The organism is Pseudomonas fluorescens (genome assembly GCF_902497745.1).
Classification (GTDB): domain Bacteria; phylum Pseudomonadota; class Gammaproteobacteria; order Pseudomonadales; family Pseudomonadaceae; genus Aquipseudomonas; species Aquipseudomonas fluorescens_BM.
Window position 1 is genome coordinate 23,365 of sequence record NZ_CABVHJ010000009.1, and the last position, 16,454, is coordinate 39,818.

12 protein-coding genes are annotated in these 16,454 nt (G+C 60.0%); 5 read left to right on the top strand and 7 right to left on the bottom strand.

Going from position 1 to position 16,454, the window contains the following annotated elements:
• Positions 1-560 precede the first annotated feature (560 nt).
• Positions 561-1,136, bottom strand: coding sequence for an ANTAR domain-containing response regulator (locus tag F8N44_RS15605; protein WP_038365449.1), 576 nt, complete (start codon positions 1,134-1,136; stop codon positions 561-563).
• Positions 1,137-1,151: 15 nt separating this feature from the next.
• Positions 1,152-2,363: a CmpA/NrtA family ABC transporter substrate-binding protein gene (locus tag F8N44_RS15610; RefSeq protein WP_150650925.1), complete on the bottom strand. Its 1,212-nt coding sequence runs from the start codon at positions 2,361-2,363 to the stop codon at positions 1,152-1,154.
• A gap of 223 nt (positions 2,364-2,586) precedes the next feature.
• Between F8N44_RS15610 and F8N44_RS15615 the strand changes: the two genes are divergently transcribed.
• Positions 2,587-3,606, top strand: a complete 1,020-nt coding sequence (locus tag F8N44_RS15615) for a quinone-dependent dihydroorotate dehydrogenase (protein ID WP_034152862.1) — start codon at positions 2,587-2,589, stop codon at positions 3,604-3,606.
• A gap of 256 nt (positions 3,607-3,862) precedes the next feature.
• Here F8N44_RS15615 and rmf read toward each other — a convergent pair whose 3' ends face one another.
• A complete protein-coding gene (gene rmf, locus F8N44_RS15620; protein ID WP_003223300.1) occupies positions 3,863-4,078 on the bottom strand; it encodes a ribosome modulation factor in 216 nt (71 codons plus the stop codon).
• A gap of 532 nt (positions 4,079-4,610) precedes the next feature.
• Here rmf and rlmKL point away from each other — a divergent pair.
• Both rlmKL and F8N44_RS15630 read left to right on the top strand, forming a co-directional pair.
• The gene (gene rlmKL, locus F8N44_RS15625; RefSeq protein WP_150650926.1) at positions 4,611-6,881 is read left to right on the top strand and encodes a bifunctional 23S rRNA (guanine(2069)-N(7))-methyltransferase RlmK/23S rRNA (guanine(2445)-N(2))-methyltransferase RlmL; all 2,271 of its coding nucleotides are present in this window, start codon (positions 4,611-4,613) and stop codon (positions 6,879-6,881) included.
• A gap of 147 nt (positions 6,882-7,028) precedes the next feature.
• The gene (locus F8N44_RS15630) at positions 7,029-9,410 is read left to right on the top strand and encodes a diguanylate cyclase (RefSeq protein WP_150650927.1); all 2,382 of its coding nucleotides are present in this window, start codon (positions 7,029-7,031) and stop codon (positions 9,408-9,410) included.
• Between the two features lie 134 nt (positions 9,411-9,544).
• On the opposite strand, the gene dacB is transcribed toward F8N44_RS15630, so the two are convergent.
• Positions 9,545-11,005, bottom strand: coding sequence for a D-alanyl-D-alanine carboxypeptidase/D-alanyl-D-alanine-endopeptidase (gene dacB, locus F8N44_RS15635; protein ID WP_150650928.1), 1,461 nt, complete (start codon positions 11,003-11,005; stop codon positions 9,545-9,547).
• A gap of 233 nt (positions 11,006-11,238) precedes the next feature.
• Between dacB and F8N44_RS15640 the strand changes: the two genes are divergently transcribed.
• Complete coding sequence (locus tag F8N44_RS15640; protein ID WP_007916365.1) at positions 11,239-11,583, top strand: YggL family protein; 345 nt, start codon at positions 11,239-11,241, stop codon at positions 11,581-11,583.
• 243 nt (positions 11,584-11,826) lie between these two features.
• On the opposite strand, the gene F8N44_RS15645 is transcribed toward F8N44_RS15640, so the two are convergent.
• Positions 11,827-13,017 carry a benzoate/H(+) symporter BenE family transporter gene (locus F8N44_RS15645; RefSeq protein WP_150650929.1) on the bottom strand — a complete coding sequence of 397 codons (1,191 nt, stop codon included), beginning with the start codon at positions 13,015-13,017 and terminating at the stop codon, positions 11,827-11,829.
• 355 nt (positions 13,018-13,372) lie between these two features.
• Between F8N44_RS15645 and F8N44_RS15650 the strand changes: the two genes are divergently transcribed.
• Positions 13,373-14,137 (top strand): GntR family transcriptional regulator, encoded by a 765-nt coding sequence (locus F8N44_RS15650; RefSeq protein ID WP_007918375.1) that lies wholly within the window; start codon positions 13,373-13,375, stop codon positions 14,135-14,137.
• A 112-nt stretch (positions 14,138-14,249) separates the two neighbouring features.
• Here F8N44_RS15650 and guaD read toward each other — a convergent pair whose 3' ends face one another.
• Both guaD and xdhC read right to left on the bottom strand, forming a co-directional pair.
• A complete protein-coding gene (gene guaD / locus F8N44_RS15655) occupies positions 14,250-15,554 on the bottom strand; it encodes a guanine deaminase (RefSeq protein ID WP_150650930.1) in 1,305 nt (434 codons plus the stop codon).
• A gap of 13 nt (positions 15,555-15,567) precedes the next feature.
• Complete coding sequence (xdhC, locus tag F8N44_RS15660) at positions 15,568-16,425, bottom strand: xanthine dehydrogenase accessory protein XdhC (protein ID WP_150650931.1); 858 nt, start codon at positions 16,423-16,425, stop codon at positions 15,568-15,570.
• Between the last annotated feature and the right edge of the window lie 29 nt (positions 16,426-16,454).

The window sequence follows — 16,454 nt, forward strand, 5'->3', positions numbered from 1 at the left end:
ACCTCAGCTGAAAAGAGTCTCGAAAGGAGTCATGCAACAGCAGGTGGGGCGCCGCTACGGCCGCACCACCGGCCCCGGGCTGTGGGGCCAAAACGCAAAAACGCCGCTACCTGATGCGCCGGTTGGGCGAACGGGTGAGCGACGTCTTTGTCGTAGGTGGGGCAACCGCCGTTGGTTACCTGTGCGTTTTACTTAGCGAGATTTGTGCCAACAGCTGAAAGATCAAAAGCCCCTCACCCTAGCCCTCTCCCAGAGGGAGAGGGGACTGACCGAGGTGTCTAACGTTAAACATCGACCTGAAAGACCGAGGCGATTATGGATTCACAGCAGAAAATCACCGCGCGGCGTACTTCCCGAGCATCCCCCAATCAGTTCACTTTCCCAGTCGGAGAGGGGACTGACCGGGGTATTCCAACGAATTCAGCGACTTGAACGACCGAGTCGATTATGGATTCACTCAAAATCGTTCAGGTCGGCGTATTACTGCGCCAACCCCCAATCAGTCCCCTCTCCCTCCGGGAGAGGGCTAGGGTGAGGGGCTCTTAAGCTGTCAGAACACCTCAGCCAAGCAACTCACTCATCGCAATGATCTGCTCCGCCACCTGAATAAGCTTCTGCTGCCGGCTCATCGCTTGGCGCCGCATGAGGGTGTAGGCCTCTTCCTCGTTGCAGTCCTTCATCTTCATCAACAACCCCTTGGCCAGCTCGATGCGCTTACGCTCAGCCAATTGCAGATCACGCGCCTGCAACTGCGCACGCAACGCCTGATCACTTTCGAATCGGGCCATCGCCACATCGAGAATCGGCTGCAAACGCTGGGCGTGAATGCCTTCGACGATGTAGGCACTGACCCCGGACTTGATCGCCTGGCGCATCACCCCCGGATCATGTTCGTCAGTAAACATCACGATTGGCCGTGGCTGGTCGCGGCTGACCAGTACCACTTGTTCCATGACATCGCGGCTCGGTGACTCGGTATCGATCAGAATCACGTCCGGACGCACCGTTTCGACGCGCGCGGGCAGGTCGATGGTCAGGCCGGACTCGTCGATCACCTCGAAACCGGCCTCGGTCAACGCAGCCTTCAGGCGCCCGACTTTTTTCGCGGTGTCATTGATCAACAGAATGCGCAACATGTTCGCGGTCTCCTGTCAGCGGCGGGCGAGAAGGGGGGCGTCGTCGTTCAACGCATGCAGCTTGAAACTGCGCGCGTATCCGGCCGGGTCGCTGCCGTCCCAGACTTTGCCGTCGAGCAACTGGCTGCTGCGCATGTCGGTGCCCCACGCCGCCACGCCGACAGCGGTCGCGGCGTCGCGGTAGATATCCAGTTGCTGAACCTGGCGGGCGACGGCGAGGTAATCCGGATCTTCGCGCAGCAGGCCCCAGCGGCGGAACTGGGTCATGAACCACATACCGTCCGACAGATAAGGCAGATTCACTTCGCCTTTACCGTGAAAACGCAGCGCGTGCGGATCCTGCCAGCGATTGCCGAGGCCATCGGCATAATCACCGAGAAAACGCGGTTCGATGCACGAAAGCGGCGCGTCCAGATATTCCGGCGCGCTGAGCAACTGCGCGGTGCTGCGGCGGTTTTCCGGACTTTCTTCGATAAAGCGGCTGGCTTCAAGGATCGCCATCACCAGCGCCCGCGCCGTGTTCGGGTATTGCTCGACAAATTCGCGAGTGCAGCCGAGGACTTTTTCCGGGTGATCGGGCCAGATGGTCTGGCTGGTCGCCAGGGTGAAACCGAGGTCCTGCTGCACCGCGCTGGCGGCCCAAGGCTCGCCGACGCAAAAGCCGTCGATGCGTCCGGCTTGCAGATGCGCAACCATTTGCGGCGGCGGCACAACCACACTGTCGACATCCTGCAACGGATGGATGCCCTGACTCGCCAGCCAGTAATACAGCCACATCGCGTGAGTGCCAGTGGGAAAAGTCTGGGCGAAGGTGAGTTTTGCGCGGCTTTGGTGCACGTGCCGATCCAGCGCTTCAGGACTGCTCACGCCAAGGTTTTGCAAGCCGTGAGATAGGTTAAGGCTCTGGCCGTTCTGATTGAGGCCCATCAACACGGCCATGTCGGTCGGGGCAACACCGCCAATGCCCAAATGCACGGCGTAAATCAGTCCGTACAGGCTGTGGGCGGCATCCAGTTCACCGCTGACCAGTTTGTCGCGCAAATTGGCCCAGGAACTCTGGCGCTTGAGGTTCAGCGTCAATCCGTAAGGTTGAGCGAAGCCCTGTGTGGCCGCGACGACCACCGAGGCGCAATCGCTCAGAGCCATGAAGCCGAGGTTGATCGCGCTTTTTTCCGGGGCATCGCTGCCATTGACCCAGGCCAGTGGTCCTACCGAAGGTTCGTTCATACACCGCCACCTCGAAAAAAAGCGCCGCCGCGGACTTTGCGCAGGCAAAACCCGGGACGACGCCATTGTCCTTGCCCGCCTGCCGTCATTGGCCTGCGCGCTGATAGTCAAGGAGGGTGCAAGGCATATGCCAGTGCCAGTGATTTGCGCATGCGCCTCGCGCGGCAGGTCGATGCCCGGCTATAATCGCCGCCTCTTTTCGCCGCCCGAGTCATCGCCGCCCATGTACACCCTGGCCCGTCAGCTGTTGTTCAAACTTTCCCCGGAAACCTCCCACGATCTGTCGCTGGATCTGATCGGCGCGGGTGGGCGTTTGGGCCTCAACGGCTTGCTGTGCAAGGCGCCGGCGAAGAAGCCGGTGACGGTCATGGGTCTTGAATTTCCGAACCCGGTGGGGCTGGCGGCGGGTCTGGACAAGAACGGCGCGGCCATCGACGGCTTCGCGCAACTGGGTTTCGGTTTTGTTGAAATCGGCACCGTTACCCCGCGTCCGCAGCCGGGCAACCCGAAGCCACGGATTTTCCGCTTGCCGGAAGCCGAGGCGATCATCAACCGCATGGGTTTCAACAACCTCGGTGTCGATAACCTGCTGGCGCGTGTGGCCGCAGCGAAATACAAAGGCGTGCTGGGCATCAACATCGGCAAGAACTTCGATACCCCGGTTGAACGCGCGGTCGACGACTACCTGATCTGCCTGGACAAGGTTTACGCCCACGCCAGCTACGTGACGGTCAACGTCAGTTCGCCGAACACCCCGGGCCTGCGCAGCCTGCAGTTCGGTGATTCACTCAAGCAGTTGCTCGCCGATCTGGCCACGCGCCGCGCTGAACTGGCCCTGCGTCATGGCAAGCATGTGCCGCTGGCGATCAAGATCGCGCCGGACATGACCGATGAAGAAACCGCGCAGGTGGCCCAAGCGTTGATCGAAACCGGTATGGACGCGGTGATCGCGACCAACACCACCCTGAGTCGTGTCGGCGTTGAAGGCATGGAGCATGGCGACGAGGCGGGCGGTTTGTCCGGTGCGCCAGTGCGTGAGAAGAGCACCAATACCGTGAAGGTACTGGCCGGCGAGTTGGCTGGGCGGTTGCCGATCATTGCAGCGGGTGGCATCACTGAAGGCAAGCATGCGGCCGAGAAGATTCTGGCCGGTGCGAGCCTGGTGCAGATCTACTCCGGTTTCATCTACAAAGGCCCGGCGCTTATTCGCGAGTCCGTAGACGCGATCGCCGCCCTGCGCTGATCCATAGACACCACTGTTCCTTTGTAGGAGTGAGCCTGCTCGCGATAGCTTTCTTTCGGTCACTTCATCAGCGACTGAAAGACCGCTATCGCGAGCAGGCTCACTCCTACAGGTTTTGTGTATGGCACAGATAATGTGACAGGCATAAAAAAGGGCTCCTCGAAGGAGCCCCTGGGCCGCAGCCCGCCGTCCGGGAAGGACGTGCATGGTAAGTCGTTACAAATTCAGATTGTCGTGTCGGAATTAATGCCCTGTGTCAGCCGACGGCGTGAAGTTCGTTGAGTCTGTGGATTCCCGCAGTGCCGGTCATACCGTCCCAGTTGTCGCCGCGTCCTTCTCGCCAGCCGTTAATCCAGGCTTGGCGTACCGACGGTAGAGTAAATGGGCAAAGCTCACGGGATTTGCCACCAACGCCATATTGATATCCGCGCAAAAATGCTCTTTCCAACGGATCACGCTTAAGTCTTCTCATAGGGTGTTTCCCTCACTTGTTGACTGTTTTGTATCGCGTTGACCTCAACTGAGGTCTGGCAGAAGAAACCTGCCATGGTGCGGCTCGTTGCCGGCGTGACGAGCCAAGGTGTTGACGCCGTTGCGACGTCAACCTGTGTTCAGTTCTAACCAATGAGTCACAGCGATGGAATGACCGTTTTGTCATAAGGACGTAACGAAAAGGATGCTATAGCGATAAGTAACCGCGTATTTATTGAACGATTATTGAGCAAACCCCGGTATGATCGGCCCCGCGCTGGATGATGGGGTTAATTCTTTAGTGAGAATGACCCACGTTTGCGCTGGGGTATAAAGCGACGAAGGGTCGCTTTAAGACTTTTTGTTGCATCAACTTTTTTATCTGTCCCGGCATCTAAGCTCTTTTAACCCGAGCAGAGGGGATGGAACGGCACACCTTCGTGCCACGCGGGCGTTCTTTTAGAAAAGCGCCTGATTGAAAACCGGATCGGCAATGCGTTGCCGATTCACTAGCCAAAGGCTCTGGAAATACCATGTCCGACCGTTTCGAACTCTTCCTCACTTGCCCTAAAGGCCTTGAAGGCCTGCTCATCGAGGAAGCCGTCGGGCTTGGCCTTGAAGAAGCGCGCGAGCACACCTCCGCCGTGCGTGGCATGGCGACCATGGAAACCGCTTATCGTCTGTGCCTCTGGTCGCGTCTGGCCAACCGCGTGTTGCTGGTGCTCAAGCGCTTCCCGATGAAGGACGCTGAAGACCTGTACCACGGCGTGCTCGACATCGACTGGCAGGATCACATGCTCAGCGACGGCACCCTGGCCGTTGAATTCAGCGGCCACGGTTCCGGCATCGACAACACTCACTTCGGCGCCTTGAAAGTCAAAGACGCCATCGTCGACAAACTGCGCACGCCGCAGGGCGACCGTCCGTCGATCGACAAGCTCAACCCGGACCTGCGCATTCACCTGCGTCTGGATCGCGGCGAAGCGATTCTCTCCCTCGACCTGTCCGGCCACAGCCTGCATCAGCGCGGTTACCGTCTGCAGCAGGGCGCTGCACCGCTGAAGGAAAACCTCGCGGCGGCGATCCTGATCCGTTCCGGCTGGCCACGCATTGCCGCTGAAGGCGGCGCGCTGGCTGACCCGATGTGCGGTGTCGGTACGTTCCTCGTCGAAGCCGGCATGATTGCCGCCGACATGGCGCCAAACCTGCGTCGTGAGCAGTGGGGCTTCACCGCATGGCTCGGTCACGTGCCGGCGCTGTGGAAAAAACTCCATGAAGAAGCCGTTGAGCGTGCCGCTGCCGGTCTGGCCAAGCCACCGTTGTGGATTCGTGGCTACGAAGCCGACCCACGGCTGATTCAGCCGGGCCGCAACAACGTTGAACGCGCAGGCCTGAGCGAGTGGATCAAGATCTACCAGGGCGAAGTGGCGACGTTCGAGCCGCGTCCGGATCAGAACCAGAAAGGTCTGGTCATCTGCAACCCGCCGTACGGCGAGCGTCTCGGCGATGAAGCCAGCCTGTTGTATCTCTACCAGAACCTCGGCGAGCGTCTGCGTCAGGCCTGCCTGAACTGGGAAGCGGCGGTGTTCACCGGCGCGCCGGATCTGGGCAAGCGCATGGGCATCCGCAGCCACAAACAGTATTCGTTCTGGAACGGCGCGTTGCCGTGCAAGCTGCTGTTGATCAAAGTGCTGCCGGATCAGTTCGTCACTGGCGAGCGTCGTACCCCGGAACAGCGTCAGGCCGAGCGTGAGCAAGCGGCTTACGACCAGACCCCGAACGAGCCGCAAGAACGCAAGTTCAACAAGAACGGCAACCCGATCAAACCGACGCCAGCTCCGGCACCGGTGATCGAGCAGCCGCGCTTGAGCGAAGGCGGGCAGATGTTTGCCAACCGCCTGCAAAAAAACCTCAAGGCGATGGGCAAGTGGGTCAAGCGCGAAGGCATCGATTGCTACCGCGTCTACGATGCCGACATGCCTGAGTACGCAATGGCCATCGACCTGTACCACGATTGGGTGCACGTTCAGGAATATGCCGCACCTAAGTCCATCGACCCGGAAAAAGCCTCGGCGCGCATGTTCGATGCTCTGGCAGCGATTCCGCAGGCGTTGAACGTCGACAAGAGCCGCGTGGTGGTCAAACGCCGCGAGCGCCAGAGCGGTACCAAGCAGTACGAGCGTCAGGCTGCGCAAGGCAAGTTCAATGAAGTCAGCGAGGGCGGCGTGAAGTTGCTGGTCAACCTCACCGACTACCTCGATACCGGCCTGTTCCTCGATCACCGTCCGATGCGCATGCGCATCCAGAAAGAGGCCGCCGGCAAGCGCTTCCTCAATCTGTTCTGCTACACCGCGACCGCCAGCGTGCACGCGGCCAAGGGCGGTGCGCGCAGCACCACCAGCGTCGACCTGTCGAAGACTTACCTCGACTGGGCGCGCCGCAACCTGTCGCTGAACGGCTATTCGGACAAGAACCGTCTGGAGCAGGGCGATGTGATGGCGTGGCTGGAAAGCAGTCGCGACGAATACGACCTGATCTTCATCGATCCGCCGACCTTCTCCAACTCCAAGCGCATGGAAGGCATCTTCGACGTGCAACGTGATCAGGTGCAGTTGATTGACCTGGCCATGGCCCGTCTGGCGCCGGGTGGTGTGCTGTATTTCTCCAACAACTTCCGCAAGTTCCAGTTGGAAGAAAACCTCGCCGAGCGTTACGCGGTCGAGGAAATCAGCGCGCAGACCATCGATCCGGATTTCGCCCGTAACACCAAGATCCACCGCGCCTGGAAAATCACGGCTCGTTGACGCTTTGCGTAATTGGATCCACAGAGCCTTGATTTTTAAAGGCTCCGTGGATCTGCCCGCGCTGGCTAAATTAGTGGCTAATAGCTATAACTCACACACGGTCAATGGGGTTTTCCCGTAAATGCTGGCGTAGTGTGAGTTGTCTTTATGTCGTTGCACCCCGTGCGCCCAAAGATTCTGGGTTTTATCAGCGAAGACGTCTCGGCCTGGCTGGTCGCGATGCTGGTATTGCTCGCCGGCGGGATTCTCACGGGGTTGCTCGCTTGGGCCACTTTCAATCAGTTTCAACAACAAACCCGTCAGCGTTTTCAACTGCTGGCCAATGAACGCTACACCCGCATCGAAGAACGCTTTCAGGATCAGGAGCAACGCCTCGACGGCCTGCGCCGCTTCTTCGCCAACTCTGAATCGGTGTCCCGCGCCGAATTCGACGGTTACACCCAACCTTTGTTAATGCGTACCCAGGCCTATTCGTTTGCCCTCAAGGTCGATGGAGCCGAGCGCGCTGCGTTTGAGCAACGGGTGCGTGACGAAGGCCTGAGTAACTTCACCCTGCGTGAACTCAATGCTCAAGGCGAGCTGCAACTGGCTGGCGTGCGCGATGAATACGTGCCGGTGCTCTACAGCCAGACGCAAAGCCGGCTCGGCTCACCATTGGGTTATGACCTGCTCGCGCAACCTTTGCGTCGCGACACCCTGCAACGTGCCGACGCGCTCGGCGGGCTGGCGGTGTCGCAACCCATGCACTTGGTTAGCATTGAGCCGTCCTACGCGCGCGGCGTGTTGCTGGTGGCGCCGGTGAGCCGCAACGGCGAGCGGCAGTCGTTCGGCTACGTGATGGCGGTGATCAGCATGCGCCAGCTGCTGGCCGACGGTTTGCCGGATGCCTTCCATGACTACCTGTCAGTGCGCATTCTCGACATGTCGACCAATGATCAGCACGAGGTGTTGTTCGAGTCGACCAACGACCCGGCGCCGAGCGATTTGTCCGCCACGCGTCTGGTGCGCATGGCCGATCACGACTATCAGGTCGATATCCTGCCGAGCGACGCGTTCGTTCAGGCCAACCATTCGTCGGTGGGCAGTGTGATTATTCTGGGTGGCTTGCTCAGTCTGCTGCTCAGCGCCTTGCTCTACGTCTTGGTCAGTCAACGTCAGCGCGCCTTGCTTATGGTGGAGCAGCGCACGCAGGAACTGCATGCCAGCGAACAGGAGCTGCGCGGCACCCACGGTCAGTTGCGCGGTGTGCTGAATGCGGCGACGCAGGTAGCAATCATCGCCACCGACCTGCGCGGTGTGATCAACACGTTCAACCCCGGCGCCGAACAAATGCTCGGTTACAGCAGCGCCGATGTCGTCGGCCACATGACCCTGGAAAACCTGCATCTGCCCCGCGAGCTGACGGCCCGTGCTGCCGAATTGAGTGCGCGCTACGGTAAAAGCATCCCGACCTGCCACGCGATGCTGGTCGAGGGTGGCGAAGTCGGCGGTCACGAGGCCCGTGAGTGGACGCTGGTGCGCAGTGATGGCAGCCATATTCCGGTGAACATGCTCGCCACGCCGGTACTGGATGAGCAGGGTTTGTGGGTCGGGCATCTGGCGATCTGCATCGATATCACTGAGCGCAAGCGCGTGCACGAGGTGCTGGCGGCGCGGGATGTGTTGCTGAAGAAGCTCAGCGCGCACGTGCCCGGTGGCATCTATCAGTTCAAGATGGAATTCGACGGGCGTTTCAGCGTGATCTACGCCAGCGACGGCATTCGCGAGATCTACGAACTGGAGCCGGACGTGCTGTTGTTCAACGCCGAGGCGATCTTCACGCGCATTCATCCACAGGACGTTACACGCGTGCGCTCTTCGATTCGCGCCTCGGCCGACAGCCTCAGCCCGTGGCGCGAGGAATACCGCGTGCAGCTGCCCGAGCGCGGTCTGCGCTGGGTACGCGGCGAGGCGACGCCGGAAGAACTGCCGGGCGGCGGTGTGCTGTGGCATGGCTATATCTCGGACATTTCCGACCTCAAACGCGTGGAAGAAGAATTGCGCGCGCTGTCGGTGACCGACTCGCTGACCGGCATTCATAACCGTCGCTATTTCCAGGAACGCCTGACCACCGAAATGGCCCGGGTCGAGCGCGGTGGGGGCGAGCTGTCGGTGATCATGCTCGACATCGACCATTTCAAACGCATCAACGATCAGTATGGCCACGCCGTGGGCGACCGGGTGCTGCAAGCGGTGTGCGAACGGATCGGCCATCGTCTGCGACGTACCGATGTGTTCTGTCGCTTGGGCGGGGAGGAATTCATGGTGCTGTGCCCGGACATCGACGGCGAACACGCGTACATGCTGGCGGTTGAGCTGTGGCAGGGATTGCGCAGTGCGCCGGTGGATGTGGTCGGTGTGGTGACCGCGAGTTTCGGTATCGCCAGTTGGCGACCGGGGGAGGGCGCGGATGCGCTGCTGTTGCGCGCGGACTCGGGTGTATACGCGGCGAAGCAGGGCGGCCGCGATCGCGTCGAGCAGATGAGCTAGCCGCGACGCGATTCCCCTGTGGGAGCGAGCTTGCTCGCGAAGGGGCCCGAACAGTCAAGGAAGATATCGACTGTACTGACGCCTTCGCGAGCAAGCTCGCTCCCACAGGGTTTTGTGGTGTTGCCTGAACGGCGTTACAGGACCGAAGCAGTCTGCGGCAATCGCGGCTGCTTATAGAGGTCCAGCAGCACCTGATCGAGCACCGACGACGCGCCAAACGGTGCCTTGTCATTGAGGATCGCCACGACCGCCCAGGTATTGCCATTGACGTCACGGCTGAAACCGGCAATCGCGCGTACGGTGTTCAAGGTGCCGGTCTTGACGTGCGCCTCACCGCGCATCGCCGTGGTTTTCAGGCGTTTACGCATGGTGCCATCGGTGCCGGCGATCGGCAGCGAGCTGATGTATTCAGCGGCATACGGGCTGTGCCACGCCGCTTGCAGCATGCCCGCCATTTCCCGTGCGCTGACGCGTTCGGCGCGAGACAGACCGGAACCGTTCTCCATCACCAGATGCGGCGCGGTGATGCCTTTCCTGGCCAGCCACTGGCGCACGACGCGTTGCGCAGCCTTGGCATCGTCACCGTCGGCATCGTTGCGGAATTTCTGCCCCAGGCTGAGGAACAACTGCTGAGCCATGGTGTTGTTACTGTATTTGTTGATGTCGCGAATGATCTCCGCCAGATCCGGCGAGTAGGCACGCGCCAGCAGTTTGGCGTTGCCCGGCGTCGAGGCCAGACGATCCTTGCCCTGAATACTGCCGCCCAGTTCTTTCCAGATCGCGCGCACGGCGCCGGCTGTGTAGGTCGCGTGGTCGAGCAGCGACAGGTAAGTCTGCGAGCTGCAACCTTCGCCCAACTGGCCGGCAACGGTCACGTTGACGCTGCCATCGGCCTGCGCCACCGGGTTGTAGCGCACGCCGCCGGTGCACTGTTTGGACGGCAGGGCTTTGACGGTGTTTTCGATGTGGATGCTGGCAATCGGCGGTTCTACCGAGATCAGCACGCGACCGCCGTCATTGCGCGCAACGAAGCGCAGAGCCTTGAGGTTGACCAGTAGCGAATCCGGTTTGACCAGGAACGGTTTGTTCTCGTCATTGCCGTCATCGTTGAATTCCGGCAGTTGCGGCTGCACGAAGAAATTGCGGTCGAGTACCAGATCACCGGTGATCTGGGTCACGCCGTTGGCGCGCAGGTCGCGCATCAGCAGCCAGAGTTTCTCCATGTTCAGCTTCGGATCACCGCCACCCTTGAGGTAGAGGTTACCGTTGAGGATGCCGCCGTTGAGGTCACCGTCGGTGTAGAACTCGGTTTTCCACTGATGATTGGGGCCGAGCATTTCCAGCGCTGCGTAGGTGGTCACCAGTTTCATCGTCGAGGCCGGGTTGACCGACACGTCGGCGTTGAACACGGTCGGCGTGCCCGGGCCGTCGAGCGGCACCATCACCAGCGACAGGGCGCTGGGCTGCAATTTGCTCGCCTTGAGGGCTTTTTCAACGTTGGGAGTCAGAGAAGTATTGATAGTGGCAGCAGAAACAGGCAGAGCCAGAGGCAGAAGAAGGCCGGCGAGAAGAAGAGGACGCAACGATTTGATCATATGAAATAAAACCCTACAGTCGAGGGGAAAATAACGAGGACATGGATGAAAAAGCCCTCAGCGGTCATGAAAGTGTCGGCATTATGCCCCAAGGTGTTACAGCTTGTGCCTTGTCGGAGCCGGCCAATACGTTATTTTTTTACAGGCGGTCGGCTTCAGGGGCCAGAGAGTCGGGCAATCGACCGCTTAAACTGGTAAAGTGCCGGCCGTTAATACTTAAGAGGATTGTTCCAATGGCGACTAACCGTTCCCAGCGTCTGCGCAAAAAACTGTGCGTTGATGAATTTCAAGAGCTGGGTTTCGAGCTGAACCTGGACTTCAAAGAAGACTTGTCCGAAGAAGCCATTGACGCTTTCCTCGAAGCCTTCATCAAAGAAGCCATGGAAGCCAATGGTCTGGGTTATGTTGGCGGCGACGACTTCGGTCTGGTATGCCTGCAGAAGCGTGGCTCGGTCAACGAAGAGCAGCGCGCTGCCGTTGAAGCCTGGCTGAAAACCCGCTCCGAGCTGACCAAGTATGAAGTCAGCCCGTTGCTGGACGTTTGGTATCCGGAAAAGCCGATCAACGCGGCTAAGTGATACTGAAAAAAAACGGCGACCTGAGGGTCGCCGTTTTTTTTCGTCTGGTGTTTGGGTGTTCGGTTTGGGATTTGTGGTGAGGCTACCCCTCACCCCAGCCCTCTCCCCCTGGAGAGGGAGCCGACTTGTGGGTTTTTCAAAATTTGAGTTCGACCCGGTATCCCACGTCGGCGTATTTCTTCCAAGCACCTCGGTCAGTCCCCTCTCCCCCGGGGAGAGGGTTAGGGTGAGGGGCTTTTGACCTTAAGCCTTACGCCAATTCAAAATCACCAGCGTCAAAACCCCCGCGACAATCCCCCAAAACGCCGAACCAATGGAAAACAGCGTCAACCCCGACGCCGTGACCATAAAGGTAATCAACGCCGCCTCACGCTCCTTCACCTCAGTCATGGCAATGCTCAAACCATTGATGATCGAACCAAACAGCGCCAGCGCGGCAATCGACAGCACCAGTTCCTTCGGCAACGCGGCAAACAACGCCGCCAACGTGGCGCCGAATACCCCGGCAATCCCGTAGAAAACTCCGCACCAGACCGCGGCGGTGTAGCGCTTGTTGCGATCTTCATGGGCGTGCGGCCCGGTGCAGATCGCTGCGCTGATGGCCGCGAGGTTGATGCCGTGGGAGCCGAATGGTGCCAGCAACAGTGAGGCGATACCGGTGGTGGTGATCAGCGGCGAGGCGGGGACGTTGTAGCCGTCGGCGCGCAGCACGGCGATGCCGGGCATGTTCTGCGAGGTCATCGCCACCACGAACAACGGAATGCCGATGCTGATCGTCGCGGCGAGCGAGAAGTGCGGCGTGGTCCACACCGGCGTCGCGACTTCCAGATGAAAACCGCTGAAATCCAGCAGCCCCATGAAGCCCGACAGCGCGGTGCCGATCAGCAGCGCCGCGAGCACCGCATAACGCGGCGACAGGCGTTTGACCAGCAGATAGGTGAAAAACATCCCCAGCACCAGCCCGGTACGGTGTTGCGCGGCGACGAAGATTTCGCTGCCGATCTTGAACAGAATCCCTGCCAGCAATGCCGCCGCGAGTGAGGCTGGAATCTTTTTCACCAGTCGTTCGAAGCTGCCGGTCAGGCCGCAGATCGTCACCAGCAACGCGCAGGTGATGTAGGCGCCGATGGCCTCGCCATAACTGACGCCGCCCAGACTGGTGATCAGCAACGCTGCGCCGGGCGTCGACCAGGCGATGGTGATCGGCGTGCGATAGCGCAGCGACAGACCGATCGAACAGACCGCCATGCCGATGGAGATCGCCCAGATCCACGAAGAAATCTGCCCGCTGGTGAGGCCCGCCGCTTGCCCGGCCTGGAACATCAGCACCAGCGAGCTGGTGTAGCCGGTCATCATCGCGATGAACCCGGCGACGATCGCCGAGGGCGAGGTATCGGCCAGTGGACGCAGTTGAGTGTGCGTGACGTCGTTCATGACGGCGGTGTTCCTTATACCAATGAAGATGTCCGCCATGACGCAGACCCTTGTAGGAGCTGCCGAAGGCTGCGATCTGTTGATCTTGCTTCTCAAAATCTAAAGTCAAAAGATCGCAGCCTTCGGCAGCTCCTACAGGGGAGGTGGTGTTCTGGCGGCGGATTCTGCGATCAAGCCTAAACTCAATCGTAACGGATCGTTGCAATACAGCCGAAGTCACAAACAGCCGTACAGTCGTGTTGCCACCTTTCATTGTGTACAATCGCGCTGTTTTTTACGCGATACTTGCCAGCGACCTACTGTGCCGTATTACAGTCACGGTCTATTCGCCGCAGTTCTCCCGACTCGAGTGCCCATGAACGAACAGTTGCAACCCCTCAAGAAACAACCGCGAGCAGGCAAAGCCGGCCGCAGCGGAACCCAGGACGATATTGTCTACGCGCATATCTTCGAGGCCATCCTCGAACAGCGTCTGGCGCCCGGCACCAAGTTGAGCGAAGAAGCGCTGGGGGAAATCTTCGGGGTCAGCCGCACCATCATTCGCCGCGCGCTCTCGCGTCTGGCCCATGAAGGCGTCGTGCTGTTGCGGCCGAACCGTGGCGCCGTCGTCGCCAGTCCGAGCGTTGAAGAAGCACGTCAGGTGTTTCTCGCTCGCCGTCTGGTCGAACGCGCGATCACCGAGCTGGCGGTGCAACACGCCACGGCCGAGCAAATCGCCGAATTGCGCCAGATGGTCAATGATGAACGCGACAGCTTCTCGCGTGGCGATCGCGGCGCCGGTATTCGTCTGTCGGGTGAGTTCCACCTGAAACTGGCGGAAGCGGCGATGAACGCTCCGTTGATTAGCTTCCAGCGCAGCCTCGTTTCGCAGACGTCGCTGATCATTGCCCAATATGAGAGCGGCAACCGTTCGCACTGTTCGTACGACGAACACACCCAGTTGATCGACGCGATCGAGAAGCGCGACGGTGAGCTGGCGGTGAATTTGATGATGCATCACATGGATCACATCGACAGCAAGCTCAACCTCGATGAGGAAGGCGCGTCGGATGATTTGCATGCGGTGTTCTCGCATTTGTTGCAGACCAAGAAGCCGGGGCGTCCTGCGGCCAAGCTCTGAGCTGGCACCGAGTCGACCCCTTCGCGAGCTTGCTCGCGAAGGCTTCCTGACAGGCAATAAAAATCCCCCGGACTGAAAAGTACCGGGGGATTTTTTATGCCTTGGAAAAAGCTTAGCGCTGATGCACCAAAGCACCCGCCGCATACGTCTGCTGCACCGTGCGGTCATCGCCCAGCGTCATCAACACAAACAACGTCTCGGCAATGTTGTTGGCCTGCTTCAGGCGATAGCTCAGCAACGGTGTGGCGTTGTAGTCCAGCACCAGGAAGTCGGCGTCGGAACCCGGTTGCAGGTTGCCGATCTTGTCCTCCAGACGCAGCGCCCGCGCACCGCCCAGTGTTGCCAGATACAGCGACTTGAACGGGCTCAGTCGCGCACCTTGCAGTTGCATCACTTTGTACGCTTCGTTCAGCGTTTGCAGCAGCGAGAAACTGGTGCCGCCGCCGACGTCAGTGCCCAGACCGACATTCAGCTTGTGCTTCTCGGCCATCGGCAGGTTGAACAGGCCGCTGCCGAGGAACAGGTTCGAGGTCGGGCAGAACGAGATCGCCGAGCCGGTTTCTGCCAGACGCGCGCATTCTTCGTCGCATAGGTGCACGCCGTGAGCGAACACCGAACGCTCGCCGAGCAATTGGTAGTGATCGTAAACGTCGAGGTAGCCCTTGCGCTCCGGGAACAGCTCCTTGACCCACTCGATTTCCTTGAGGTTCTCGCTGATGTGGGTCTGCATGTACAGATCCGGGTATTCGGTCAGCAACTGGCCGGCGAGAGTCAGTTGTTCCGGAGTGCTGGTCGGTGCGAAGCGCGGGGTGACCGCATAGTGCAGACGACCCTTGCCGTGCCAGCGCTCGATCAGCGCCTTGCTTTCGACGTAGCTCGATTCGGCGGTGTCGGTCAGGTAGTCCGGGGCGTTGCGGTCCATCATCACCTTGCCGGCGATCATGCGCAGGTCGAGCTTCTCGGCCGCTTCGAAGAACGAGTTCACCGACTGCGGGTGCACGCTGCCGAACACCAGCGCAGTGGTGGTGCCGTTGCGCAGCAGTTCCTTGATGAAAATGTCGGCGACTTCGTCGGCGTGAGCCTTGTCGCCGAACTGGCTTTCGCACGGGAAGGTGTAGGTGTTCAGCCAGTCGAGCAGTTGCTCGCCGTAGGCGCCGACCATGCCGGTTTGTGGCAAGTGAATATGGGTATCGATGAAGCCCGGGGTGATCAGCGCGTCCTGGTAGTGCTCGATTTCGATGTCCGCCGGCAGGGTCGGCAGCAGGTCACTGGCGTGGCCAAGGGCACTGATCTTGCCGCCGTCGACCACCAGCAGGCCATCCTCGAAATATTCGTAGGAGGCTTCGATCCCGACTTCGGCGGGGTCGGCAATGCTGTGCAGGATGGCGGCGCGGTAGGCTTTGCGAGTCAGAGGCATGAGGGTTCTCTAATCAGTTTGAGGCTTTGAGTTTGGTCGCCTGACTGCGCCGCGAAACCGGCAGCAGTTTGGCAATCGGTTCGGCGCTGGCAGTCTGCTGGCCGAAGTTGGCGTTGTAGGTGGCGATGATTTCGCCGGCGATGGAGATGGCGATTTCCACAGGCAGTTTGCCTTTGACCTCGCCGATGCCCATCGGGCAGCGCATGCGTTGCACGACGCCGCTGTCGAAACCGCGATCACGCAAACGGTGTTCGAACTTCGCGCGTTTGGTCTTCGAGCCAATCAGGCCGAAGTAGGCGAAGTCGTTGCGCTTGAGAATCGCGGCAGTGAGTTCAAGGTCGAGCTGATGGTTGTGGGTCATGACGATGCAGTAACTGCCGGCGGGCAGCTCATCGATTTCATCCACAGGCTCTTCGGCGACGATTTTACGCACGCCGTGGGGGATGTGTTCGGGGAATTCGGCCTCGCGCGAATCGATCCAGCGCACCCGGCAGGGCAGGCTGGCGAGCAGCGGCACCAAGGCGCGGCCAACGTGACCGGCGCCGAACACGGCGATCTGCGCCTGCACCTGGCCCATCGGTTCAAACAGCAACACGGTGGCGCCGCCGCAGCACTGGCCCAGGCTGGCGCCGAGGCTGAAGCGCTCCAGATGAGTGTCCTGCTTGCCGCTGGCGAGCATCTCGCGGGCGATCTGCATGGCTTTGTATTCCAGATGCCCGCCACCGATGGTGTCGAAACTCTGGTGAGCGCTGATGACCATTTTCGAGCCGGCGTTGCGTGGCGTCGAGCCGAGTTCTTCGATGATCGTCACCAGCACACAGGGTTCGCCCTGGTTCTGCAGGTCGGCGAGGGCGTCGATCCAGTTGTACATAGTTCACCCCTACAACATCGTTGTCTGTT

Coding starts and splice junctions, on each gene's coding strand:
- F8N44_RS15605 (WP_038365449.1), bottom strand. CDS start 1,136: ATGTTGCGCATTCTGTTGATCAATGACACCGCGAAAAAAGTCGGGCGC.
- F8N44_RS15610 (WP_150650925.1), bottom strand. CDS start 2,363: ATGAACGAACCTTCGGTAGGACCACTGGCCTGGGTCAATGGCAGCGAT.
- F8N44_RS15615 (WP_034152862.1), top strand. CDS start 2,587: ATGTACACCCTGGCCCGTCAGCTGTTGTTCAAACTTTCCCCGGAAACC.
- rmf (WP_003223300.1), bottom strand. CDS start 4,078: ATGAGAAGACTTAAGCGTGATCCGTTGGAAAGAGCATTTTTGCGCGGA.
- rlmKL (WP_150650926.1), top strand. CDS start 4,611: ATGTCCGACCGTTTCGAACTCTTCCTCACTTGCCCTAAAGGCCTTGAA.
- F8N44_RS15630 (WP_150650927.1), top strand. CDS start 7,029: ATGTCGTTGCACCCCGTGCGCCCAAAGATTCTGGGTTTTATCAGCGAA.
- dacB (WP_150650928.1), bottom strand. CDS start 11,005: ATGATCAAATCGTTGCGTCCTCTTCTTCTCGCCGGCCTTCTTCTGCCT.
- F8N44_RS15640 (WP_007916365.1), top strand. CDS start 11,239: ATGGCGACTAACCGTTCCCAGCGTCTGCGCAAAAAACTGTGCGTTGAT.
- F8N44_RS15645 (WP_150650929.1), bottom strand. CDS start 13,017: ATGAACGACGTCACGCACACTCAACTGCGTCCACTGGCCGATACCTCG.
- F8N44_RS15650 (WP_007918375.1), top strand. CDS start 13,373: ATGAACGAACAGTTGCAACCCCTCAAGAAACAACCGCGAGCAGGCAAA.
- guaD (WP_150650930.1), bottom strand. CDS start 15,554: ATGCCTCTGACTCGCAAAGCCTACCGCGCCGCCATCCTGCACAGCATT.
- xdhC (WP_150650931.1), bottom strand. CDS start 16,425: ATGTACAACTGGATCGACGCCCTCGCCGACCTGCAGAACCAGGGCGAA.